Genomic DNA, 23569 nt, shown 5'->3' with positions numbered 1-23569 from the left:
TGCTTATTGGCAGGCGTGGCGATTTTATTAAAAAGATTCTAGACAGGTTCTAAGGAATATGAAGGAGAGCCAGTTTTTCTTTGTGATATAATACGAGGGGTGAGAATAGAAAAAGGAGTTTTCTTGTATGGAAGCGAAGAAGTACCAAGCCTTTTGGCGTGGGGCTATTATATTAACAATCGCAAGTTTTGTTACGAAGGTATTAAGCGCTTTTTACCGTATTCCATATCAAAATATAGCGGGTGATGTTGGTTTTTATATTTACCAACAAATTTATCCGTTTTATGGATTTTGTTTGATTTTAGCTACTTATGGGTTTCCCATTATTATTTCAAAAATGGTCGCAGAAAGATTAGAACGAGGAAAACAAAAAGAAGCAGAAGAAATTATTTGTGTATCTTTTTGGTTTTTATTAGGAATTGGCTTTATAGGATTTTTCACATTATTCTTTGGGGCCAAAACAATTGCATCGGCTATGGGCGATATGCATTTAGAGAAATTATTACGCGTTATTTCGTTTTCATTCCTACTAATGCCATTTTTATCTGTAGCGAGAGGATATTTTCAAGGATTCAATAATATGATGCCGACGGCTGTTTCGCAAGTAATTGAACAAACGATTCGTGTTTCTATTATTGTATTTTTATCACTATTCCTTATTGCTCATGGATTTGATTTATATACAGTTGGTGCGGGTGCTATGCTAGGTTCAATTGCAGGCGGGCTTATTGGGATTATCGTACTTTTACTTTATATGCGTCATGATTTCCATGCTATTTTCTTTAGAAGCTGGAAAGGAATTGGAAATAAAAAAAGGGTTGTTCGAATCCTTTTTTGGCAGGGATTAGCGATTTGTGTTAGTAATTTAGTCCTTATTTTTATACAAATGGCGGATTCTATTTCCTTGTATACTTTGCTTATTCGTGCGGGAGAGCAAGTTGAAAATGCAAAGGTACTAAAAGGTGTTTATGATAGAAGTATCCCGCTTATGCAATTAGGTACTGTTGTGACAACTTCTTTCTCATTGTCACTTATTCCTATTATTACAGCGGCGAAAGAAAGAGGAGATCTTTCATTTATTCAAGAAAAGGTAAAATTAGCAATGAAAATAACATTTGTTATTGGATTTGCAGCTGCTATTGGATTAACTTGTATTATTCAACCTACAAATATTATGTTGTTTGAAAATAGTGATGGATCAGATGTGTTATCGATTTTATCTTTATCTATTTTATTTAGTTCATTGTCAATTACAACTGCTTCCATTTTGCAAGGAGTGGGACAAACATTAAAACCAGCAATATTCGTTGTATTTGGAGGTTGTTTGAAGTTAGTTTTAAACTATATATTAATGCCGTATTTTGGTGTAAAGGGAGCTGCAATTGCAACTTTAGTTGCGCTTATTGTAATTGCCTTGCTAAATAGTGTGTTACTTATGCGAGCTGTATCGGAGCCGCTTATTGATAGGCGGAATATGTTAGGTGTAGCTATTAGTGGTATCGGTATGGGGTTTGTATTAATAATCTTTATGCGTATGTTGCGAATGTCCGGATTAGTAATTGATACAGGACATAGAGGAATTGCGACGCTTGAAGCGCTGTTAGGTGTAGCTATCGGTGGATTAGCATATATGTTTTTAATTTTAAAATTACGTGTATTTACAAAAGAAGAATTAGGAACCGTTATGAAACAAGAGAAAAAAGAAGGTTCATTGAAGAAGAGTGGATAGAGGTGACTGGTTGTGAGTGGAATCATTACTATTTTAGGATTAGGTGCTGGTGAGTTAGATCAGTTAACGATGGGTGTATATCGAAAGATAAAAGAAGCAGACCATATGTTTGTTAGAACGAAGGAACACCCAGTTATAGAAGAATTGGAGAAAGAAGCTATAAAGTATACGGCCTTTGATAATGTATATGAGGCACATGATACATTTGAAATCGTATATGAAACAATTGCGAATACATTGCTAGAACAAGCTAAAGGCGCAGAAATTATTTATGCTGTTCCAGGTCATCCGCTTGTAGCAGAAAGAACAGTTCAGCTACTTTTGGAAAAAGGAGAAGCAGCAAATATTGAAGTGCGAATTGAAGGTGGACAAAGTTTCCTTGATCCGATGTTTGCAAGTCTAAAAATTGATCCGATTGAAGGGTTCCAATTAATTGATGCTACATCATTTGAAAGAGGACAATTAGAATTACGTCAACATTTAATCTTTTGCCAAGTGTATGATGCATTCGTTGCTTCAGATGTGAAGCTAACGTTAATGGAGATTTTGCCAGATGATTACGAAGTGTATATCGTAACAGCTGCAGGGACTTCATTCGAGCAAGTGAAAAAGGTATCGTTATACATGTTAGATCACGAAACAGAATTAAATAATTTAACGAGTGTGTATGTACCGCCAGTTAAGGAACGTGCGTCCTTATATCAGCAGTTTGATGTGCTTAGAGCAATTATTGCTGATCTTCGTGGACCGAATGGTTGCCCATGGGATAAAAAGCAAACTCATCAATCTTTAAAGAAATACTTAATTGAAGAAGCGTATGAAGTGCTAGAAGCAATTGATGAAGAGGATGATGATCATTTAGTAGAAGAACTAGGTGATATATTATTACAAGTTATGCTTCATGCCCAAATTGGAGAGGATGAAGGTTGGTTCTCTATAGATGATATTATTCGGACTTTAGCTGAGAAAATGGTTCGTCGTCATCCGCATGTGTTTGGGGATACGGATGTAAATAATGCTGATGAAGTGATTGCAAATTGGGAAGAAATTAAAAAACAAGAAAAGGGATTCGTGAAAGAATCTGTTTTAGCGGGTATTCCAAAAAGCTTGCCACAACTAATGCGTGCTTATGAAATTCAGAAGAAAGCTGGAAAGGTTGGATTTGATTGGGTTGATGTGCAGCCGATGATAGAGAAGGCCTTAGAAGAATGGCAAGAATTCCAACAAGAAGTTGTAAACATGGATGAGAAAAAGATGCTAGGTGAATTTGGTGATTTACTATTTGCATTTGTGAATATAGCTCGTCATTATAAATTAGATCCAGAAGAAGCGTTACGTTCAACTAATGAGAAATTTATGAATCGCTTTTTATACATGGAAGCAAAAGTAGCTGAAATGAATAAGGAAATGCAAGATTTATCATTAGAACAGTTAGATATTTTATGGGAAGAGGCAAAACAAACAGAGCGTTAATAGGGGGATTTGATATGCGTCTAGATAAATTTTTGAAAGTATCACGTTTAATTAAAAGAAGAACATTAGCAAAAGAAGTGTCTGACCAAGGAAGAATTTCGATTAATGGCCAAGTGGCAAAAGCGAGTTCAGATGTGAAGGTAGAGGATGAATTAACAATTCGTTTCGGGCAAAAAATAGTAACTGTGAAAGTAAATGAATTGAAAGAAACAACTAAAAAAGAAGATGCAGCAAACATGTATAGTCTCGTTCGTGAGGAAAAAGTGAAAGCGGAAGAAGGCTTGTTCTAAAATAGGTTAGCCCTTCATACATTACTATTAGCTAGTATAAAGCTATGGGGGGATTTTCGTGAATAATGGTTACTCACCTATGTCTTCTAATCAACAAAATGTTTCTGTAGAGCATGATATTATCATGCGTGGCAGGCGTGTAATCGATATTACTGGTGTAAAGCAAGTAGAGAGTTTTGATAGCGAAGAGTTTTTACTCGAGACTGTAATGGGTTTTTTAACAATTCGTGGTCAAAATTTGCAAATGAAGAATTTAGATGTAGAAAAGGGTGTTGTATCAATTAAAGGGAAAGTTCATGAAATGCTGTATATTGATGAGAACCAAGGGGAGAAAACTAAAGGCTTCTTTAGTAAGCTGTTTAAATGAGCCTAACAATTCAGTTGTATACAATGCTTTCGATGATTGGAATGGGTGCTTGGATTGGTGCTTCTTTAGATACATACCAACGGTTTTTAAAACGCCAAGAGCGTAAACGTTGGCTTGTATTTATACATGATATACTATTTTGGATTGTCCAAGCATTATTCGTTTTTTATGTATTACTGCGTGTAAATGAAGCCGAACTACGTATATATGTATTTTTGGCGTTACTGTGTGGTTTTGCAGCATATCAAAGCTTATTGAAAGCACTATACATGAAGATGTTAAATTTTCTCATCTATATTTTTGTACAAACAACACAATTTTTTGTTCGAATTATACAGCTACTCATGATAAAACCTGTTATTATTATAGCACAGCTATTTATTGCATTTATATTATTCTTATTTCGTATACTGCTTTCAATTGGACATGTGTTATGGAAAATGGTGATTTGGATATTACTTTTCATATGGAAAGTTTTTTTCTCGCCTGTTCGGTTTATTGCTTCGCTCATATGGAAACTTCTCCCTAATCGTGTTAAACTTTTTATAATGAAGCATGTAGGGTTCCTGCAATATGTAGCAAAATTGAAGGGACATATCTTCCAATTATGGGTGCGTATAAAAAAGAAGTTAGGGGGACCTCGGAAATGAGGGAACTGAGACAAAGAACAATCGACAAACAGAGTCCAAATCCTGTTAAAGAACATATAATACAAACGGATGAGAACAGGAAGCGACTTTATCGCCGTTTAGCGGTTTTTCTTGTCTTTGCTTTTACAATTATTGCTAGTATTAGTGTGACGTTTTATCAACAAAACAGTTCCATTAAAGCAAAAGAAGCAAAAGTTAAGGACATGAAAAAAGAACTGGATTCATTAACGAAAAAAGAAAAGAATCTAAAAGATGAAGTTCAAAAGTTGAATGATGAAGAGTACGTTTTAAAGATTGCTAGAAGGGATTATTTCTTCTCCGGAAAAGGGGAGATAATTTTTCCTGTTTCTAAGTAGAGTATGTCTTATTGACACTGTATTTTAGGATTATATATAATAAAGTAAAATTTGACTTTTTAATCACTAAGGAGGAGCATTTTTTTTATGTCAATCGAGGTAGGCAGCAAGTTACAGGGTAAAGTAACAGGTATTACAAATTTTGGGGCTTTTGTGGAGCTGCCAGAAGGCTTAACAGGTCTTGTTCATATTAGTGAAGTTGCTGATAATTATGTGAAAGATATTAACGATCACTTAAAAGTAGGCGACCAAGTAGAAGTAAAAGTTATCAATGTTGAAAAAGATGGCAAAATTGGCCTATCTATTAAGAAAGCGAAAGAACGTGAAAAAACAGAAGGAGATCGTCCACGTGGTGAATACCAACGTGGTGGTGATCAACAACGTTCTGGACGTCCACAACGTAATAATCGTTCTTCCAACAGAGATAACCGCGGTGGCGGTAACGAACGAGCTCCAAAAGAAACATTTGAGCAAAAGATGGCACGCTTTTTAAAAGATAGTGAAGATCGTTTAACTTCTTTAAAGCGTAACACAGAATCTAAACGTGGTGGCCGTGGCGCACGTCGCGGATAATAAGTCCGTTTAATTCTTAACATATAGAGAGGTACCCAGAGTAATTACTCGGGTACTTTTTTATGTGAGAGAATATATTTTTAAAAAAGTTTTTGAGATGTATTGACTTTAAAATATATCTGATGTAATATACTAATTGTCCGTTAAATACGACGACATGGCGGTGTAGCTCAGCTGGCTAGAGCGTACGGTTCATACCCGTGAGGTCGGGGGTTCGATCCCCTCCGCCGCTATATTTAATTTAACGGCCCGTTGGTCAAGTGGTTAAGACACCGCCCTTTCACGGCGGTAACACGGGTTCGAATCCCGTACGGGTCATCTAAAAAGATCATGCAAATTTGCATGGTCTTTTTTTGTTAAATATAAATTAAGACGTACAATACTTCTACAAAATCACCCTATATTTTCTGAACATTCTTTCAACTCGCTTTAAATAAATTAAATACTATGTATATATGTAGATTTATTTCGAATAAAAAGTCGAACGATTATAAAAGTCAAAACTGTTGTTTTGACAAAAAAACCAATAATCATCTTTTATAATAACAGTAATTAAACTATGCAGGTGGTGTTAAAAATATGCCTAAAGCAGGAAGGAATACTATGAATACAAGTGCATTGGCGATGAATGAAAGTCAGCTTGGAACAATAAAGTGGACGAGTAAGTTGCGAATGAAGTTTGAAAAAGTTTTCTTTAGATGGGGATTCATTATTGCTGTTATTGGTTTTCTTTTGGGACGAGCATATATATTAACAAACATTTTACCGTTTGCATTGCCGTTTTTTGCTGCTGTTTATGTTATGAAGCGAGATAAAATGCCGCTCGCGTTCTTAGCCCTAATGGGGGGAGCACTTTCAGTTTCAATAGATAATTTATTTTTTACTTTTGCATCTATCTTTACCTTCTTTATTTATAATATCTTCTTTAGTCGGTTTACACGTAAAACTGTTGGACTTGTACCATTCCAAGTATTTATCTCCGCATTAACCGCACATTTAGTTGTTGTATATTTTGCACAGCAAACCGTCACCATGTATGATCTGCTCGTCAGTACGATCGAAGCGGGGCTTAGCTTCGTATTAACGATGATATTTTTACAAAGTGTTCCGCTTTTAGTGGAAAGGAAAGGGAAGCAACAAGCGTTAGAAACAGAAGAAATTGTTTGTTTAATTATATTACTAGCATCTGTTTTAACGGGCACAACGGATTGGTTTGTTTATGATGCTTCTATTCAACATATTTTCACTAGATATTTAGTATTAGTATTTGCCTTTATTGCAGGGGCAGCTACAGGGTCCACGGTAGGAGTTGTCACTGGGTTAATATTAAGTTTAGCAAATGTGGCGAGCTTGTCTCAACTTAGTCTCCTTGCCTTTTCAGGATTGCTTGGGGGATTGTTAAAAGAAGGGAAGCGTATAGGAGTTAGTTTAGGTTTATTGATTGGTACAAGCTTAATTACATTATATGTAGACAAGCAAACAAGTATTGTAACAACTTTAATTGAATCTGGTGTAGCGATTGTTTTCTTCTTATTAACACCGAAGCTTGTTATGGATCGTATTGCTAAATTTATGCCGGGTACACAGGAACATTCACAGGATCAACAACAATATTTAAGAAGAGTGCGCGATGTTACAGCAAACAAAATCAATCAATTTGCTAATGTATTTGCTGCTTTGTCTAATAGCTTTTCTGTATACGGGTATGTGGAGGAGGAAGATAAAGAAACAGAAGCTGATTTATTTTTAAGTACAATTACTGCAAAAACATGTCAAACATGCTTTAAGAAGGATCAATGTTGGGTAGTTAATTTTGATAAAACATACGATTATATGAAACAAATAATGAGTGAAACAGAAGAAGGAACGCTGCAGCATAATCGGAAGTTAGTTCGTGAATGGGACAAGCATTGTGTGAGAGGGAAGAAAGTAACGGATTTAGTAGCGGGTGAATTAGATCACTTCTATGAGGGGCAGAAATTAAGAAAACAAATGAAGGAAAATCGTAGAATTGTAGCGGAGCAATTACTAGGTGTATCAAAAGTGATGGAGGATTTCGCTAAGGAGATACAACGAGAAAGAGAGAACCATCAAGCGCAGGAGGAGCAAATTTTACAAGCGTTTCGTGATTTTGGTGTCGAAGTGGAGCATGTTGATATTTATTGTTTAGATAGAGGAAGTATTGATATTGAAATGTTGATTCCGGCTGCATCTAATGAACATGGGGAATGTGAGAAGTTGGTTGCTCCAATGCTTTCAGATATTTTAAAAGAGAATATCGTCGTTAAGCATGAAGAGAAATCCTCATATCCAAATGGGCACAGTTTAATATCATTTGGTTCAGCGAAGACGTATTCTCTTGATACAGGATTGGCCACAGCTGCAAAAGGTGGTGGGTTTATTTCAGGTGATTCCTACGCGATGATGGATTTGAGCGTTGGTAAATATGCACTTGCGATTAGTGATGGTATGGGAAATGGACAAAGGGCTCATATGGAGAGTAGGGAAACGGTAAAATTATTACAAAAGATACTTCAATCAGGTATTGATGAAGAAATAGCGATTAAGTCCATCAATTCGATTCTTTCTTTAAGGACGACAGAGGAGATGTATACAACGCTTGACTTGGCTATGGTAGATTTAAGGGATGCGAGTGCGAAGTTTTTAAAGATTGGATCGACGCCGAGTTTTGTTAAACGCGGAAATAATATTTTGAAAATTGAGGCAAGTAATTTGCCGATGGGAATCATTGAAGATGTTGAAGTTGATGTGGTTGGTGAGCAATTAAAAACGGGTGATCTTCTTATCATGATGAGTGACGGCATCTTTGAGGGAGCGCAACATGTGGAGAATCACGAATTATGGATAAAACGTAAAATTAAAGAACTACAAACAGAGGACCCACAGGAAATCGCTGATATTATTATGGAAGAAGTAATTCGCTCTGGTGATGGTTATATAAATGATGATATGACTATTGTGGTGGCGAAAGTAAAGAAAAATATGCCGAAGTGGGCTACGATTCCAATAGTAGGAATGCAGGCGCAATAAAATAATCAAAAAACCTAGGTAGATGCCTAGGTTTTTTTGATTAAAAAGGTAATGTGATTACTTTGTTAAATATACAGGAGGGATGTAAGATAAAAATATGGATTTTGTACATCTTTTTTTTGCACAATGTTTGTAAAAGTTGTACCATTATATACAAGGTAACTAATGTTGTTGTTCTTGTTTAATGAAAGGTGATTGCGAAGTTGAAAGATGCATTTGTTGAAAAAGTAGATGACTTTGTAAAGCAGCATGATGTATTAAAGAAACATTCAACAATTGTTGTAGGGGTTTCTGGTGGTCCTGACTCTTTGGCTCTTTTATATTATTTGTTAGAAAAAAGGGCAGAAAAACAGCTAGAAATTGTAGTAGCACATGTGGACCATATGTTTAGAGGTAATGAATCTTATGAGGATTTACAGTTTGTACAGGGTCTTTGCAAAGAGCTAGGAGTTATTTGTGAAACGCTAAGGATTAATGTGTCGCAATATCAACAGCAATATGGAATGAATGCACAAGTTGCAGCTAGAGAATGCAGATATGCATTTTTGGAAAGAATAATGAAGAAATATGATGCGAGATATGTAGCTCTTGGTCACCATGGAGATGATCAAGTAGAGACGATTTTAATGCGCCTTGTACGAGGGAGTACTCCGAAAGGATACGCAGGAATTGCAGTGAAGCGATCTTTTCATAATGGATATTTAATTAGGCCGTTACTTGGGGTAACTAAGGAAGAAATTGTTGATTACTGTAATAAATTAAAAGTTATTCCGCGTATAGATCCGAGTAATAAAAAAGAAGTATATACAAGGAATCGATTACGTAAATATGTCCTTCCTTATTTGAAAGAAGAAAATCCACAAATGCATGAGAAATTTCAAAAATTTAGCGTGCAGATGCAAGAGGATGAGGCTTATTTGCAGGAATTAGCTTTTGAGAAAATGAATAAAGTAATTACAAAAAAAAGCGATAAACAAATTAGCTTATCAATTCCTGCCTTTGAATCCATGTCTATGCCTTTACAAAGAAGAGGGATTCAACTAATATTAAACTATCTTTATGAATATAAGATTCCATCTTCGCTTTCTTCTATACATATTGACAAGGTGATTGAATTTTTTAAGCGGGCACAACCTTCAGGTTCACTAGATTTTCCAGGTGGTTTGAAAATTGTTCGCACATACGAAGAATGTGGTTTTGGATTTAAACAAGAAATTGTTTCTCCTTTTTCGCAAGATTTATCAGTACCTGGGACAATTATATTGCCGAATGGGGATAAACTTGTAACAGAGGTGAGCGAAGATATACCGAGTAACATGAATGAAACAGTATTTGTTGCTAAGTATAATGATATATCGTATCCACTTCGTATTCGGTCTAGGGAAAATGGAGATCGCATGTCAATGCAAGGTATGGATGGTACAAAAAAGATAAAAGCTGTTTTTATCGAAGCAAAAGTACCAAAAGAAAAAAGAGAAGAATGGCCGATCGTTTGTGACGCAAGTGGAAATATTATTTGGGTACCCTTGTTGAAACGATCTGCGTTTGCTACTTCGAAAGAGCTAGCAAAGAAGGGTAAATACATGATTATTCACTACAAAAGCAAGGAGTCTTCCGGGAGGATAATGAAATGATGAATCAAGATATCGAAAAAGTATTAATTTCTGAAGAACAAATACAAGAAAAGGTGCACGAACTAGGTGCAGTTATTGCAGAGGATTACAAAAATACAGTACCTCTTGCGATTGGTGTACTAAAGGGTGCAATGCCATTTATGGCAGATTTATTAAAGAGAACAGATACATATCTTGAAATGGATTTTATGGCTGTATCTAGCTACGGTCACTCTACAGTTTCGACAGGCGAAGTAAAAATCTTAAAAGATCTTGATACTTCGGTAGAAGGTCGCGATATTTTAATCGTTGAAGATATTATTGATAGCGGTCTTACACTAAGCTATTTAGTGGATCTGTTTAAATATCGTAAAGCGAAATCTGTAAAAATTGTTACTTTATTAGATAAGCCAACAGGCCGTAAGGTTGATCTGAAAGCAGATTATGTTGGATTTACTGTTCCTCATGAATTTGTTGTAGGATATGGATTAGATTATAAAGAGCAGTACCGTAATCTTCCTTATGTAGGAGTATTAAAACCAAGTGTTTACTCAAATTAATTAAATATAGGCGTTACAATTGTATAGGAAATTTTTTTTATGTTACGATTTACTATAGTGTTTATGCCGTGAGAGGAGGTTAGGAATGAATCGTATCTTCCGTAATACCATCTTTTATTTACTGATATTCTTAGTAGTAATTGGAATCGTGAGCTATTTTAATGGTTCGACGCAAAAAACGACATCAGTTAGCTACGATAAATTCATTACTCAACTTGAAAAAGGTGAAGTGCGTAATGTGCAGCTTCAACCGAAAAATGGTGTGTTTGAGGTAAAGGGACAATTCAAGACTTCTAGCCAAGGAGAACAATTTGTTACTTATGCACCAAATACTGAGGAATTACAAAAGAAAATTAATGATAAAGCGCAAGGGGCTGAAGTTAAGTATCAACCAGCAGAAGAAACAAGTGCTTGGGTAACGTTCTTTACTTCTATCATTCCGTTTGTCATTATCTTCATTTTATTCTTCTTCTTATTAAACCAAGCTCAGGGCGGCGGTAGCCGTGTTATGAACTTCGGGAAAAGTAAGGCGAAGCTATACAATGATGAAAAGAAAAAAATTCGTTTCAGAGATGTTGCTGGAGCGGATGAAGAGAAACAAGAACTTGTTGAGGTAGTTGAATTCTTGAAAGACCCTCGTAAGTTCGCTGAAGTTGGTGCCCGTATTCCGAAGGGTGTTCTATTAGTGGGACCTCCAGGTACAGGTAAAACTTTACTAGCACGTGCTGTTGCAGGTGAAGCAGGCGTTCCGTTCTTCTCTATTAGTGGTTCTGACTTCGTAGAGATGTTCGTCGGTGTCGGTGCATCCCGTGTACGTGATTTATTTGAAAATGCAAAGAAAAATGCTCCTTGTATCATTTTCATTGATGAAATTGATGCAGTAGGACGTCAACGTGGCGCGGGTCTTGGCGGTGGTCATGATGAGCGTGAACAAACGTTGAACCAATTGCTTGTTGAAATGGATGGATTCGGTGCAAATGAAGGTATTATTATCATCGCTGCGACAAACCGTCCTGATATTCTTGATCCAGCGTTATTACGTCCAGGTCGTTTTGACCGTCAAATTACAGTAGATCGTCCAGATGTAAATGGTCGTGAAGCTGTACTTAAGGTACACGCTCGTAATAAACCGCTTGATGAGAATGTCAACTTAAGAGCAATTGCAACTCGTACACCAGGATTCTCTGGTGCCGATCTTGAAAACTTATTAAACGAAGCTGCTTTAGTAGCTGCGCGTCAAGATAAGAAGAAAATTGATATGAGTGACATCGATGAAGCGACGGATCGTGTTATTGCAGGTCCAGCTAAGAAAAGTCGCGTTATCTCTGAAAAAGAACGTAATATCGTTGCATTCCATGAGGCTGGCCATACTGTAATTGGTGTTGTCCTTGATGAAGCAGATATCGTTCATAAAGTAACAATTGTCCCTCGTGGTCAAGCTGGTGGATATGCGGTAATGCTTCCGAAGGAAGATCGTTACTTCATGACAAAACCAGAGTTACTTGATAAAATCACTGGTTTACTTGGTGGTCGAGTAGCTGAGGAGATTGTATTTGGTGAAGCAAGTACAGGTGCTCACAACGACTTCCAACGTGCGACTGGTATTGCAAGACGTATGGTTACAGAATTCGGGATGAGTGATAAGCTTGGACCGATGCAATTTGGTAGCTCACAAGGTGGTCAGGTATTCTTAGGAAGAGACTTCCATTCAGAACAAAACTACAGTGATGCAATCGCGCATGAAATTGATGTGGAAATGCAAATAATTATTAAAGACTGTTATGCTCGTGCGAAACAAATTCTTACTGAAAAACGAGATAAGCTTGATATTATCGCGAAAACGTTACTTGAAGTAGAAACATTAGATGCAGAGCAAATTAATCATTTATATGATTATGGCAGATTACCTGAGCGTCCAACATCTTCAGATGATGTGAAAGTAAACATCAATATGAAGAAAGACGATGAAGATACAGAAGATAAGTAAGAAAAAAAGGAGTGACAATAGTCACTCCTTTTTTTGTGGAATGAATTTAAGTGGCAAAAAAAATTGAATGAAACTATTATTAAAAATTGAAATAGAGAGTAATCTTTTTGTACAATGATGAGTATAGAAAAACTGATTATATAAGTATGTGTGATATGATGTTTTTATAAGTTTTATACATACTGCGCAAATATAGATTAAATAAGATAAGTGGTGAGAATATGATTTTTGTATTGGATGTAGGGAACACAAATGCGGTACTAGGTGTGTTTGAAGAGGGAGAACTTCGTCAGCATTGGCGCATGGAAACAGATCGTCATAAAACAGAAGATGAGTATGGGATGCTTGTAAAGCAGTTACTTGAGCATGAAGGTCTTTCTTTTGAAGATGTGAAAGGTATTATTGTGTCTTCAGTCGTACCGCCAATTATGTTCGCTTTAGAGCGTATGTGTGAAAAGTATTTTAAAATTAAACCGCTTGTAGTGGGGCCTGGGATAAAAACTGGCTTGAATATTAAATATGAAAATCCACGTGAAGTAGGCGCGGACCGAATTGTAAATGCAGTAGCAGGAATCCACTTATATGGAAGTCCGCTTATTATTGTTGATTTTGGTACGGCTACTACATATTGTTATATTAACGAAGAGAAGCATTATATGGGTGGCGTCATTACGCCAGGAATTATGATTTCGGCAGAGGCTTTATATAGCAGGGCAGCAAAGCTTCCTCGTATTGAAATTACAAAACCGGGTAGTGTTATCGGGAAGAATACAGTAAGTGCAATGCAATCAGGTATTCTTTATGGATACGTTGGACAAGTGGAAGGTATTGTTAAGCGTATGAAGGAAGAAGCTAAGCAAGAACCGAAAGTTATTGCAACAGGTGGATTAGCAAAATTAATTTCAGAAGAATCAAATGTAATTGATATTGTAGATCCGTTTTTAACGTTAAAAGGTTTGTATATGTTATATGAGCGTAATGCAAATTTACAACATGAGAAGGGTGAATAAATAAGTATGAAAGATTATTTAGTAAAAGCGTTAGCGTTTAATGGAGAGGTTCGTGCTTATAGTGTACGTACAACAAATACAGTAAGTGAGGCGCAAAAGCGTCATGATACATGGAGAACAGCTTCAGCGGCACTTGGTCGTTCTTTAACTGCGGGTACAATGATGGGTGCTATGTTAAAAGGCGAGCAGAAGTTAACGATTAAAGTAGAGGGTAACGGCCCGATTGGTCCTATCTTAGTCGATGCTCATGCAAATGGGGATGTACGTGGTTATGTAACGAATCCGCATGTTGATTTTGAAGGAACGGAACAAGGAAAATTACGTGTATATCAAGCGGTAGGTACAGAAGGATTTGTAACGGTAATTAAAGATATCGGTATGCGTGAACCGTTTATTGGTCAATCTCCCATTGTTTCAGGAGAACTAGGGGAAGATTTCACATATTATTTCGCGGTTTCTGAGCAGACACCTTCTTCTGTAGGTGTTGGTGTTCTTGTAAATGGAGATGATAGCGTATTAGCGGCGGGTGGATTCATTCTTCAAATTATGCCAGGTGCGCAGGAAGAAACAATTTCATTTATTGAAGAGCGTCTTCAACAAATCCCGCCGGTATCACAATTAATTGAACAAGGTCTTTCTCCAGAAGAATTACTGTATGAAGTGCTTGGAGAAGATAAAGTGAAAGTGCTAGAAACAATGGATGTTCAATTTAATTGTACATGTTCACGTGAGCGTATTGAAAGTGTGCTAATTAGTTTAGGTAAAGCGGAGTTAGAACAAATTCGTGCAGAAGAAGAAGAGACGGAAGTTCACTGTCACTTCTGTAATGAACGACATAAATTCGCTAAAGAAGATATTACAAGTCTAATTGAGAAGCTGTAATAAAGAAGTTTAGGTGGAGAATCAGCCGCCCAAATAGATTGACAAACAGGGAATTTTCTGACAAAATCTAAATATAGATAAAACCAATAAAAATACTCGGTGTTAGGAGTGACAGGAATGCGAGTGGCACAATCAGTTTCAGAATTAATCGGGAAAACGCCGATCGTTAAGTTGAACCGCATCGTAGAATCAGACAGCGCAGATGTATACTTAAAATTAGAATTTATGAATCCGGGGAGCAGTGTTAAAGATCGTATCGCGTTAGCTATGATTGAAGATGCTGAAAATAAAGGATTATTAAAAGAGGGCGATACAATCATTGAGCCGACAAGTGGTAACACAGGTATTGGCTTAGCGATGGTAGCAGCTGCTAAAGGATATAAGGCAATTTTAGTAATGCCAGAAACAATGAGTATTGAGCGTCGTAATTTATTACGCGCTTACGGTGCTGAATTAGTATTGACTCCAGGACCTGAAGGAATGGGCGGAGCAATTCGAAAGGCAACTGAATTAGCAGAAGAACATGGGTACTTTATACCACAACAGTTCCAAAATCAAGCGAATCCAGAAATCCATCGTATAACAACAGGTCCAGAAATTGTTGAACAGATGGGGGACCAATTAGATGCGTTTATCGCAGGTATTGGTACAGGTGGAACAATTACAGGTGCCGGTGAAGTGCTGAAAGAGGCTTATAAAGATATCAAAATTTACGCGGTAGAACCTGCGGATTCACCAGTATTATCTGGTGGAAAGCCAGGACCACATAAGATCCAAGGAATTGGAGCGGGGTTTGTTCCGGAGACATTGGATGTAGAGGTATATGATGAAATTATTCAAGTGAAAACGGAGCAAGCGTTCGAATATGCGAGAAGAGTGGCTAAAGAAGAAGGTATTTTAGTTGGTATCTCTTCGGGAGCAGTCGTTTATGCAGCGACAGAAATTGCGAAGAAATTAGGTAAAGGGAAAAAGGTACTTGTTATTATCCCAAGTAACGGTGAACGTTATTTAAGTACACCACTTTATCAATTTGAGTCATAATTGAATGTGATTTGAAAAGCATCCTTAAAAAAGGATGCTTTTTCTTTTTTGATTGGAAAAAGGAAAAGAGTGAATGACTAGAAAACTTCATGTAAAATAAGAAGTAGTATAATTAATTTATTTTCACTAGCCCTCAAGTATAATCATTCTCTATATAAATAATTTTATGTAGTTTGAGTTGATTGGCTTAAGAGGGTGGGATAACAGAAGACGGGGTGTTGATATGCAACGAAGAAAATCTTTAGCGCTTTCTATTCCATATCAGTTAGATTTCTTTAAGCAATATAAATTTCTTTCTCAGGATAAGCCGCAACATATTTTGTTAGAAAGTGGACGTGGTGGTCGTTATAACATTGTTGGGCTGGATCCAGTAGCGGTAATTCAGGGTAAGAATGAGACGTTACATATAAGTGAAAGTGGTAAGGAAACAATAGAGCGAGGGAATCCATTAGATTTAATGCAAGCGTATATGGAGAAATGGAAAACGGATTATAATCCGGAGTACCCACCTTTTCAAGGTGGGGCAATTGGATACTTTAGTTATGATTGTATCCGTTATATTGAAAAACTTTCTTCTCTTGCGGAGGATGATATTAATATACCTGACATATTCTTTTTGTTATTTGATGACGTGTTTGTGTATGATCAACAGGAGAAAGTATTATGGATTATTACGCATTATGTAGATGAGTGTGAAGAGGCAGAAGAACGATTAAATGAATGGAAGGGTCTTTGGATGAAAGAAGCCCCCGAAGTGACTATGCCGTTTGAATGTCCTGAAAAGAAAAATGAAGCAGTCGCTTTTACGGAAGAGGGCTTTATGAAGGCCGTTGAACGTATTCAAGAATATATTGGAGCGGGTGATGTGTTTCAAGTAAACTTGTCGACAAGACAAGAAAGAACATTACAAACACATCCATTAGAAATATATACAAGTCTTCGTGAAATTAATCCATCTCCATATATGGGTTACTTGGAGTTTGGAGATTTTCAAATTGTTAGTGCTTCGCCTGAATTGCTAATTAAAAAGCAAGGAAAAGAAGTGAGTACAAGACCGATTGCTGGTACGCGCTCTCGAGGAGCAAGTGAGCAAGAGGATGAAGAATTAGCGAAAGAATTAATTGAAAATGAAAAGGAAAGAGCAGAGCATGTAATGCTTGTGGATTTAGAACGAAATGACTTGGGCCGGGTTTGTAAATATGGCACTGTTGAAGTAGATGAATTTATGGTAATTGAAAAATACTCACACGTTATGCATATTGTTTCTAATGTGCGTGGTGAGGTGGAAGCAGATAAAGATGCTTTCGATTTGGTGAAGGCTGTATTTCCTGGTGGGACAATTACCGGTGCCCCGAAAATACGTACGATGGAAATTATTGAAGAATTAGAACCTGTTCGCCGAGGAATTTATACGGGTTCAATTGGTTGGATTGGTTATTCTGGAGATACGGAATTGAATATTGTAATCCGAACACTACTTGCTAAAGATGGACAAGCGCATGTGCAAGCTGGAGCGGGTATTGTAATTGATTCAAATCCAAAAGATGAATATAAAGAGTCGTTAAAAAAAGCAATCGCTTTATGGCGTGCAAAAGAAAGTAGCGAAGAAACGGTTAGGTGAGAGAAATGATATTAATGATTGATAATTATGATTCTTTTACATTTAATTTAGTGCAATTTCTTGGAGAACTTGGACAAGAGCTTGTTGTTAAGCGTAATGATGAAGTGACTATTTCGGATATTGAGAATATGAAACCAGATTTTTTAATGATTTCGCCAGGTCCATGTAGTCCTAATGAGGCGGGAATCAGTATGGATGTTATTAAATATTTTGCAGGTAAGCTTCCGATTTTTGGGGTCTGTCTTGGACATCAATCAATTGCGCAAGTATTTGGAGGGGATGTTGTCAGGGCAGAGCGTTTGATGCATGGAAAAACATCTTTAATGCATCATGATGGGCAGACGATTTTTTCTGATATCCCAAATCCATTTACCGCGACACGTTATCACTCTCTTATCGTTAAAAAAGAGACGTTACCGAATTGTTTAGAGATAACATCTTGGACTGAAGAAGGTGAAATTATGGCGCTTCGTCATAAAACGTTGCCGATTGAAGGGGTGCAATTCCATCCGGAATCTATTATGACTTCTCACGGTAAAGAATTGCTACAGAATTTCATTCGCAAATATAGCCCAAGTGTGACATCGTGTTAATTTACGTAAATGGCGAGTATGTAGAAGCGAGTGAAGCGAAAATTTCTCCTTATGACCACGGTTACCTATATGGACTTGGGGTTTTTGAGACATTTCGTATTTATAATGGTCATCCCTTTTTATTGGATGATCATTATGAACGCTTAATGGATGCGCTCGATATATTGCAAATCAAATGGACAATGACAAAAGATGAAGTGATGCTTATTTTAAAGAATCTACTTGTTAAGAATGGGTTAAAGCATGCATATGTGCGCTTAAATGTATCGGCGGGTATAGATGAAATGGGATTACAAACGGAAGTATATGAAGAACCGTCTGTTATTGTTTTTATAAAACCTTTAGCAGCTCCAGGGAATGTAGTGGAAAAAGAAGGAGTTATTTTAAAGCAAGTGAGAAATACACCAGAGGGTGCATTTCGCTTGAAGTCCCATCATTATTTAAATAATATTTTAGGGAAACGCGAAATTGGAAATGTTGTGAATAAGGAAGGTATTTTTCTTACCGAAACAGGTTATGTTGCAGAGGGTATTGTTTCGAATCTCTTTTTTGTTAAAGGAGATATTTTATATACTCCTTCATTAGAAACAGGGATTTTAAACGGAATCACTCGTGCGTTTATTATAAAGGCTGCTGAAGAGCTAGATATAGAAGTAAAGGAAGGTTTCTTTACAAAAGATGAATTGCTTTCAGCGGATGAAGTGTTCGTAACGAACTCTATTCAAGAGATTGTCCCCCTTTATCGTATAGAGGAGAAAGATTTCCCGGGTAAAGTGGGAGTGGTTACAAAAAGACTTATGGATCTTTATGGAGTGCAGAGAGAGAAATTGTGGAGCAGAAATGAATTGCGAAGAGGAGATGTGTAATTTGAAGTGGGATTATGATTTGCGCTGCGGCGAATATACATTGAACTTAAATGAAAAGACATTAATTATGGGGATTTTAAATGTAACGCCAGATTCATTTTCTGATGGTGGGAGTTACAACGAAGTAGATGCTGCGGTGCGACATGCGAAAGAAATGAAAAGTGAAGGTGCCCATATTATTGATATTGGCGGCGAATCTACCCGCCCGGGTTTCGCTAAAGTTTCAGTAGAAGAGGAAATAAAGCGGGTTGTTCCGATGATTCAGGCGGTTTCGAAAGAAGTGAAATTACCTATTTCTATTGATACGTATAAAGCTGAAGTTGCAAAACAAGCGATTGAAGCTGGTGCTCATATCATTAATGATATTTGGGGAGCGAAGGCGGAACCGAGGATTGCTGAAGTTGCAGCCTATTATGATGTGCCCATTATCTTAATGCATAACCGAGATAATATGAATTACCGCAATTTAATGGCTGATATGATTGCTGATTTGTATGAAAGTATTAAAATTGCTAAAGATGCTGGTGTGCGAGATGAGAATATCATTTTAGACCCAGGTATCGGTTTTGCGAAAACACCTGAGCAAAATTTAGAAGCGATGCGTAATTTAGAGCAGTTAAATGTACTGGGTTACCCAGTTCTATTAGGTACTTCAAGAAAGTCCTTTATTGGCCATGTATTAGATTTACCAGTGGAGGAGCGTCTTGAAGGAACGGGCGCTACCGTTTGTCTTGGTATTGAAAAGGGCTGTGAGTTTATCCGTGTTCATGATGTGAAAGAAATGGCGCGTATGGCTAAGATGATGGATGCAATGATTGGTAAGGGGGCAAAGTAATTGGATAAAATTTATATCCATGATATGGAGTTTTACGGTTATCATGGTGTATTCCCGGAAGAAAATAAATTGGGTCAGAGATTTAAAGTGGATTTAACGGTGGAGTTGGATTTGAAACAGGCGGGAGAAAGTGACGACTTAGAGCATTCTGTCAATTACGGGGAGCTTTTCGAACTATGTAGAAAAGTGGTTGAAGATAGAACGTATAAGCTTGTAGAGAGTATCGCTGAAAATATCGCTACAGATATATTGAAACAATATGAGAGTATTTCACAGTGTACAATTAAGGTAATTAAACCGGATCCGCCGATACCGGGACATTATCGTGCTGTAGCGGTAGAAATTACGAGAGAACGTCCATGAATAATATAGCGTACATTGCATTAGGTTCCAATATTGGGGAGCGTTATACTTATTTAACTGAAGCAATTCAGTTTTTAAATAAAAACCAGCATATCCAAGTTGATGATGTTTCGTCTGTATATGAAACTGATCCGGTTGGCTATACTGACCAAAATTGCTTTTTAAATTTAGTTATAAAAATTTCTACCAATTTATCACCGCAAGAATTATTGAAAGTAACACAAAAGGTAGAGAATGACCTAGGAAGAAAAAGGGAAATTAGATGGGGCCCGAGGACCATCGACCTTGACATTTTACTATATAATCAAGAAAATATTGAAGCAGAGAATCTGATTGTTCCGCATCCGCGGATGTTCGAAAGAGCTTTTGTTATCGTTCCGTTGTTAGAGATTAATCAAGATATAAAACAAAACATTTCACGTTCACAAGTAGAAGAAATGAAAAGGCGAGAGGGAGTAACGGTATGGAAGCAGAAAAATGGGGAAGACGCATTCGTGCTTTTCGAAAGCTAAAAGGCTATACGCAAGAAGGTTTTGCGAAAGAATTAGGGGTATCTGTATCGGTTTTAGGTGAAGTTGAGAGGGGCAATAGATCACCTTCCCAAGATTTTGTAGTAGAAGTCGCTAAAACATTAAACGTTTCAATAGACGAATTGATGCCGAAGTGACCGTAAAGGAAGGAGTAAGTCGGGTGTTAAAGATTGCAAATATTGAGATGAAAAATCCAGTTGTACTAGCACCGATGGCGGGAGTGTGTAACTCTGCATTCCGTTTGACGGTAAAAGAATTTGGTGCAGGTTTAGTTTGTGCTGAAATGGTAAGTGATAAGGCAATATTACTTAATAACAAAAGAACATTAGATATGTTATATATCGATGAGAGAGAAAAGCCATTAAGTTTACAAATTTTTGGTGGAGAGAAAGAAACTCTTGTAGATGCTGCGAAATACGTAGATAAATATACGACAGCAGACATTATTGATATTAATATGGGGTGCCCAGTACCGAAAATCACTAAGTGTGATGCAGGAGCAAAGTGGCTTTTAGACCCAAATAAAATATATGAGATGGTAGCGGCGGTTGTAGATGCTGTTGAAAAGCCAGTTACAGTTAAAATGCGTATTGGTTGGGATGAAGAACATATTTTCGCAATAGAAAATGCTAGAGCTGTTGAGCGTGCTGGTGGACAAGCGATAGCGGTTCATGGGCGTACACGAGTGCAAATGTATGAAGGTAAAGCGGATTGGAATATTATTAAACAAGTAAAGCAGGCTGTAAATATTCCGGTTATCGGAAATGGTGATGTCGAAACACCACAAGATGCAAAGCGTATGCTTGATGAAATTGGTGTAGATGGTGTTATGATTGGTCGCGCTGCTCTTGGAGATCCGTGGATGATTTATCGTACGGTAAAGTATTTAGAGACAGGTGAGTTAATGCCGGAACCAACAGTGCGTGAGAAAATTGATGTATGTATGTTGCATCTAGATCGTCTTATCGATTTAAAGAACGAAAATGTTGCCGTAAGAGAGATGAGAAAGCATGCAGCTTGGTATTTAAAAGGTGTTCGTGGTAATGCGAGTGTGCGTAATGGTATCAATACTTGCGACACACGTGAAGACCTTGCGAATGTATTAGGTGCATTTGTAGAAGAAGTAGAAGCGAAACAACAAACAATTTATGTTGGTTAATAAGGGGGCATAGGAGATTGACATTCTTCTATACACTTCCTATAATTACGTGAAAGAAAGAAGAACTGCCAGTTAGTTGCTGGCAGTTTTTCTAGTTGAGTAGAAAATGCTATACTGTATATATTGTAAAAATTAATAGAGCTGGAGTGATATTAATATCATGGATAACATGAACCACGAAGAATTAAACGACCAATTGCTTGTTCGTCGTGAAAAGCTACATAATTTACGTGAGCAAGGAATCGATCCGTTCGGTAAACGATTTGAACGCACAAATTCAACAACTGACTTAGTAAGTCTATATGGAGAATTCTCTAAAGAGGAATTAGAAGAGAAAGAAATCACTGTTTCTATCGCTGGTCGTATTATGACAAAACGCGGTAAAGGAAAAGCGGGATTTGCGCATATTCAAGATTTACAGGGGCAAGTTCAAATTTATGTTCGTAAAGATACTGTTGGAGATGAAGAGTACGAGTTATTTACGACAGCAGATTTAGGTGACTTAGTAGGTATTGAAGGTAAAGTGTTCAAAACAAACGTTGGAGAACTTTCAGTAAAAGCAATAGGATTTACACTTTTAACGAAATCCCTTCGTCCATTACCGGATAAATACCATGGATTAAAAGATGTTGAACAACGCTATCGTCAACGTTACTTGGACTTAATTACAAGTATGGAAAGCCGTGAAACGTTCGTTACCCGTAGTAAAATCATTCGTGAAATGAGAAGATATTTAGATGACAACGGTTATCTTGAAGTAGAAACGCCTATGATGCACGCGATTGCAGGTGGAGCGTCTGCTCGTCCTTTCACTACACACCATAATGCGTTAGATATGGAATTATATATGCGTATCGCAATTGAACTCCATTTAAAACGTCTTATTGTGGGTGGATTAGAAAAGGTTTATGAGATCGGCCGTGTATTCCGTAATGAGGGTGTATCAACTCGTCATAACCCTGAGTTTACGATGATTGAATTATATGAAGCGTACGCTGATTATAATGATATTATGAAACTAACAGAAAATATGGTTGCTCATATCGCGAAAAAAGTATTGGGTACAACAACAATCCAATATGGTGATTATGAAATTAATCTAGAGCCAGAATGGACACGTCTTCATATGGTAGATGCAATTAAGCAACACTCTGGAGCAGATTTCTGGAATCCAATGAGTGTAGAAGAAGCGCGTGAACTTGCAAAAGAACATAATGTGGAAATTAAGAATACAATGGAAGTTGGTCATATTATTAATGAGTTCTTCGAACAAAAAGTAGAAGATAAATTAATCCAACCGACATTTATTTACGGTCATCCGGTAGAAATTTCGCCACTTGCGAAAAAGAATGACGAAGATCCACGATTCACAGATCGTTTCGAGTTATTTATCGTTGCACGTGAACATGCAAATGCATTCACTGAGTTAAATGATCCAATCGATCAAAAAGAACGTTTTGAAGCTCAACTAAAAGAGCGCGAGCAAGGTAATGACGAAGCTCACATGATGGATGATGATTATATCGAAGCTCTTGAGTACGGTATGCCTCCTACGGGCGGATTAGGAATCGGTATTGATCGTCTTGTTATGTTATTAACAAACGCACCATCTATTCGTGACGTACTATTATTCCCAGCTATGCGCCATAAACAAGACTAAGCTTTGGAGATTTCTCCAAAGCTTTTTTTATTTTACTATGAGTGACATGAAGGGAGTGGATCTTGATAGGGTAGATAATGCGTTTAGAAATTATATTTATATAGAAGAAACATGCTATTTTTATACTTTGTTACTAGGTTGAAAATTTTATTAGAAAAACTATTGCATTTTAATAATCAAACTGGTATATTTATATTCGTTGCCACGAGAGGTAACAAAAGAAACAAACGAAAAACAACTTATTGAAAAAAGTTGTTGACGAAAATATAACAAAATGTTATATTAATAAAGTCGCTTCTGAGCGACGAAGTAGTTCTTTGAAAACTGAACGAAACAAACAACGTGAACGTCAATTTTTAT

At 36.9% G+C, this 23569-nt stretch carries 23 protein-coding genes and 2 tRNA genes; all 25 read left to right on the top strand.

The features are described 5' to 3' along the window. Nucleotides 1-127: 127 nt before the first annotated feature. On the top strand, nt 128-1729 hold the full coding sequence (locus AB3X49_RS06520) for a putative polysaccharide biosynthesis protein (RefSeq protein WP_367961052.1): 1602 nt from the start codon (nt 128-130) through the stop codon (nt 1727-1729). 12 nt (nt 1730-1741) lie between these two features. Then, nucleotides 1742-3202, top strand: coding sequence for a bifunctional methyltransferase/pyrophosphohydrolase YabN (gene yabN / locus AB3X49_RS06515; protein WP_367961050.1), 1461 nt, complete (start codon nt 1742-1744; stop codon nt 3200-3202). 14 nt (nt 3203-3216) lie between these two features. After that, nucleotides 3217-3492, top strand: a complete 276-nt coding sequence (locus tag AB3X49_RS06510; RefSeq protein ID WP_002009677.1) for an RNA-binding S4 domain-containing protein — start codon at nt 3217-3219, stop codon at nt 3490-3492. 58 nt (nt 3493-3550) lie between these two features. Then, the gene (yabP, locus tag AB3X49_RS06505) at nt 3551-3859 is read left to right on the top strand and encodes a sporulation protein YabP (RefSeq protein WP_001059101.1); all 309 of its coding nucleotides are present in this window, start codon (nt 3551-3553) and stop codon (nt 3857-3859) included. Then, the gene (yabQ, locus tag AB3X49_RS06500; protein WP_002091573.1) at nt 3856-4509 is read left to right on the top strand and encodes a spore cortex biosynthesis protein YabQ; all 654 of its coding nucleotides are present in this window, start codon (nt 3856-3858) and stop codon (nt 4507-4509) included. Before yabP ends, yabQ begins: the two co-directional genes overlap by 4 nt. Further along, the gene (divIC, locus tag AB3X49_RS06495; RefSeq protein ID WP_002091572.1) at nt 4506-4865 is read left to right on the top strand and encodes a cell division protein DivIC; all 360 of its coding nucleotides are present in this window, start codon (nt 4506-4508) and stop codon (nt 4863-4865) included. The genes yabQ and divIC overlap by 4 nt, the downstream gene beginning before the upstream one ends. Before the next feature lie 87 nt (nt 4866-4952). After that, the gene (locus AB3X49_RS06490; protein ID WP_002009683.1) at nt 4953-5438 is read left to right on the top strand and encodes a S1 domain-containing RNA-binding protein; all 486 of its coding nucleotides are present in this window, start codon (nt 4953-4955) and stop codon (nt 5436-5438) included. A 159-nt stretch (nt 5439-5597) separates the two neighbouring features. After that, nucleotides 5598-5671, top strand: a tRNA-Met gene (locus AB3X49_RS06485). Nucleotides 5672-5684: 13 nt separating this feature from the next. After that, nucleotides 5685-5756, top strand: a tRNA-Glu gene (locus AB3X49_RS06480). Nucleotides 5757-6017: 261 nt separating this feature from the next. Further along, nucleotides 6018-8489 carry a stage II sporulation protein E gene (spoIIE, locus tag AB3X49_RS06475; protein WP_002091571.1) on the top strand — a complete coding sequence of 824 codons (2472 nt, stop codon included), beginning with the start codon at nt 6018-6020 and terminating at the stop codon, nt 8487-8489. A gap of 203 nt (nt 8490-8692) precedes the next feature. Further along, the gene (gene tilS / locus AB3X49_RS06470) at nt 8693-10123 is read left to right on the top strand and encodes a tRNA lysidine(34) synthetase TilS (protein WP_002107305.1); all 1431 of its coding nucleotides are present in this window, start codon (nt 8693-8695) and stop codon (nt 10121-10123) included. Further along, a complete protein-coding gene (gene hpt / locus AB3X49_RS06465; RefSeq protein WP_002124550.1) occupies nt 10120-10662 on the top strand; it encodes a hypoxanthine phosphoribosyltransferase in 543 nt (180 codons plus the stop codon). The genes tilS and hpt overlap by 4 nt, the downstream gene beginning before the upstream one ends. A gap of 85 nt (nt 10663-10747) precedes the next feature. Then, nucleotides 10748-12649, top strand: coding sequence for an ATP-dependent zinc metalloprotease FtsH (gene ftsH, locus AB3X49_RS06460; protein WP_002091565.1), 1902 nt, complete (start codon nt 10748-10750; stop codon nt 12647-12649). Between the two features lie 221 nt (nt 12650-12870). Beyond that, the gene (locus AB3X49_RS06455) at nt 12871-13659 is read left to right on the top strand and encodes a type III pantothenate kinase (RefSeq protein WP_002009692.1); all 789 of its coding nucleotides are present in this window, start codon (nt 12871-12873) and stop codon (nt 13657-13659) included. A 6-nt stretch (nt 13660-13665) separates the two neighbouring features. After that, nucleotides 13666-14541, top strand: coding sequence for a redox-regulated molecular chaperone HslO (gene hslO / locus AB3X49_RS06450; protein ID WP_002009693.1), 876 nt, complete (start codon nt 13666-13668; stop codon nt 14539-14541). A gap of 117 nt (nt 14542-14658) precedes the next feature. Beyond that, nucleotides 14659-15582, top strand: a complete 924-nt coding sequence (gene cysK / locus AB3X49_RS06445) for a cysteine synthase A (RefSeq protein ID WP_367961046.1) — start codon at nt 14659-14661, stop codon at nt 15580-15582. Nucleotides 15583-15805: 223 nt separating this feature from the next. Continuing rightward, nucleotides 15806-17203: an anthranilate synthase component I gene (trpE, locus tag AB3X49_RS06440; RefSeq protein WP_193665175.1), complete on the top strand. Its 1398-nt coding sequence runs from the start codon at nt 15806-15808 to the stop codon at nt 17201-17203. Nucleotides 17204-17208: 5 nt separating this feature from the next. Then, nucleotides 17209-17796 carry an aminodeoxychorismate/anthranilate synthase component II gene (gene pabA, locus AB3X49_RS06435; RefSeq protein WP_002113273.1) on the top strand — a complete coding sequence of 196 codons (588 nt, stop codon included), beginning with the start codon at nt 17209-17211 and terminating at the stop codon, nt 17794-17796. Then, the gene (gene pabC / locus AB3X49_RS06430; protein WP_367961044.1) at nt 17790-18662 is read left to right on the top strand and encodes an aminodeoxychorismate lyase; all 873 of its coding nucleotides are present in this window, start codon (nt 17790-17792) and stop codon (nt 18660-18662) included. The genes pabA and pabC overlap by 7 nt, the downstream gene beginning before the upstream one ends. Then, complete coding sequence (gene folP / locus AB3X49_RS06425; RefSeq protein ID WP_367961042.1) at nt 18637-19497, top strand: dihydropteroate synthase; 861 nt, start codon at nt 18637-18639, stop codon at nt 19495-19497. Before pabC ends, folP begins: the two co-directional genes overlap by 26 nt. Then, a complete protein-coding gene (gene folB, locus AB3X49_RS06420; RefSeq protein ID WP_367961040.1) occupies nt 19498-19860 on the top strand; it encodes a dihydroneopterin aldolase in 363 nt (120 codons plus the stop codon). Further along, nucleotides 19857-20372 (top strand): 2-amino-4-hydroxy-6-hydroxymethyldihydropteridine diphosphokinase, encoded by a 516-nt coding sequence (gene folK / locus AB3X49_RS06415; protein ID WP_002130229.1) that lies wholly within the window; start codon nt 19857-19859, stop codon nt 20370-20372. Before folB ends, folK begins: the two co-directional genes overlap by 4 nt. Beyond that, a complete protein-coding gene (locus AB3X49_RS06410; protein WP_002009706.1) occupies nt 20324-20527 on the top strand; it encodes a helix-turn-helix domain-containing protein in 204 nt (67 codons plus the stop codon). Before folK ends, AB3X49_RS06410 begins: the two co-directional genes overlap by 49 nt. Before the next feature lie 23 nt (nt 20528-20550). Next, nucleotides 20551-21549, top strand: coding sequence for a tRNA dihydrouridine synthase DusB (dusB, locus tag AB3X49_RS06405; protein WP_002009708.1), 999 nt, complete (start codon nt 20551-20553; stop codon nt 21547-21549). Nucleotides 21550-21709: 160 nt separating this feature from the next. Then, nucleotides 21710-23209 carry a lysine--tRNA ligase gene (gene lysS, locus AB3X49_RS06400; RefSeq protein WP_002009709.1) on the top strand — a complete coding sequence of 500 codons (1500 nt, stop codon included), beginning with the start codon at nt 21710-21712 and terminating at the stop codon, nt 23207-23209. Nucleotides 23210-23569: the final 360 nt, after the last annotated feature.

Source organism: Bacillus sp. C30 (assembly GCF_040838255.1).
GTDB classification, from domain to species: Bacteria; Bacillota; Bacilli; order Bacillales; family Bacillaceae_G; genus Bacillus_A; species Bacillus_A mycoides.
Note: the sequence above shows the minus strand (reverse complement) of the source record. Positions and strands in the feature narration are given on the sequence as shown.

Bases quoted from the DNA above. Each gene is read 5' to 3' on its own strand.
- AB3X49_RS06520 (WP_367961052.1), top strand. From the start codon at position 128: ATGGAAGCGAAGAAGTACCAAGCCTTTTGGCGTGGGGCTATTATATTA.
- AB3X49_RS06510 (WP_002009677.1), top strand. From the start codon at position 3,217: ATGCGTCTAGATAAATTTTTGAAAGTATCACGTTTAATTAAAAGAAGA.
- yabQ (WP_002091573.1), top strand. From the start codon at position 3,856: ATGAGCCTAACAATTCAGTTGTATACAATGCTTTCGATGATTGGAATG.
- divIC (WP_002091572.1), top strand. From the start codon at position 4,506: ATGAGGGAACTGAGACAAAGAACAATCGACAAACAGAGTCCAAATCCT.
- AB3X49_RS06490 (WP_002009683.1), top strand. From the start codon at position 4,953: ATGTCAATCGAGGTAGGCAGCAAGTTACAGGGTAAAGTAACAGGTATT.
- spoIIE (WP_002091571.1), top strand. From the start codon at position 6,018: ATGCCTAAAGCAGGAAGGAATACTATGAATACAAGTGCATTGGCGATG.
- hpt (WP_002124550.1), top strand. From the start codon at position 10,120: ATGATGAATCAAGATATCGAAAAAGTATTAATTTCTGAAGAACAAATA.
- ftsH (WP_002091565.1), top strand. From the start codon at position 10,748: ATGAATCGTATCTTCCGTAATACCATCTTTTATTTACTGATATTCTTA.
- AB3X49_RS06455 (WP_002009692.1), top strand. From the start codon at position 12,871: ATGATTTTTGTATTGGATGTAGGGAACACAAATGCGGTACTAGGTGTG.
- hslO (WP_002009693.1), top strand. From the start codon at position 13,666: ATGAAAGATTATTTAGTAAAAGCGTTAGCGTTTAATGGAGAGGTTCGT.
- cysK (WP_367961046.1), top strand. From the start codon at position 14,659: ATGCGAGTGGCACAATCAGTTTCAGAATTAATCGGGAAAACGCCGATC.
- trpE (WP_193665175.1), top strand. From the start codon at position 15,806: ATGCAACGAAGAAAATCTTTAGCGCTTTCTATTCCATATCAGTTAGAT.
- pabA (WP_002113273.1), top strand. From the start codon at position 17,209: ATGATATTAATGATTGATAATTATGATTCTTTTACATTTAATTTAGTG.
- folP (WP_367961042.1), top strand. From the start codon at position 18,637: ATGAATTGCGAAGAGGAGATGTGTAATTTGAAGTGGGATTATGATTTG.
- folK (WP_002130229.1), top strand. From the start codon at position 19,857: ATGAATAATATAGCGTACATTGCATTAGGTTCCAATATTGGGGAGCGT.
- AB3X49_RS06410 (WP_002009706.1), top strand. From the start codon at position 20,324: ATGGAAGCAGAAAAATGGGGAAGACGCATTCGTGCTTTTCGAAAGCTA.
- lysS (WP_002009709.1), top strand. From the start codon at position 21,710: ATGGATAACATGAACCACGAAGAATTAAACGACCAATTGCTTGTTCGT.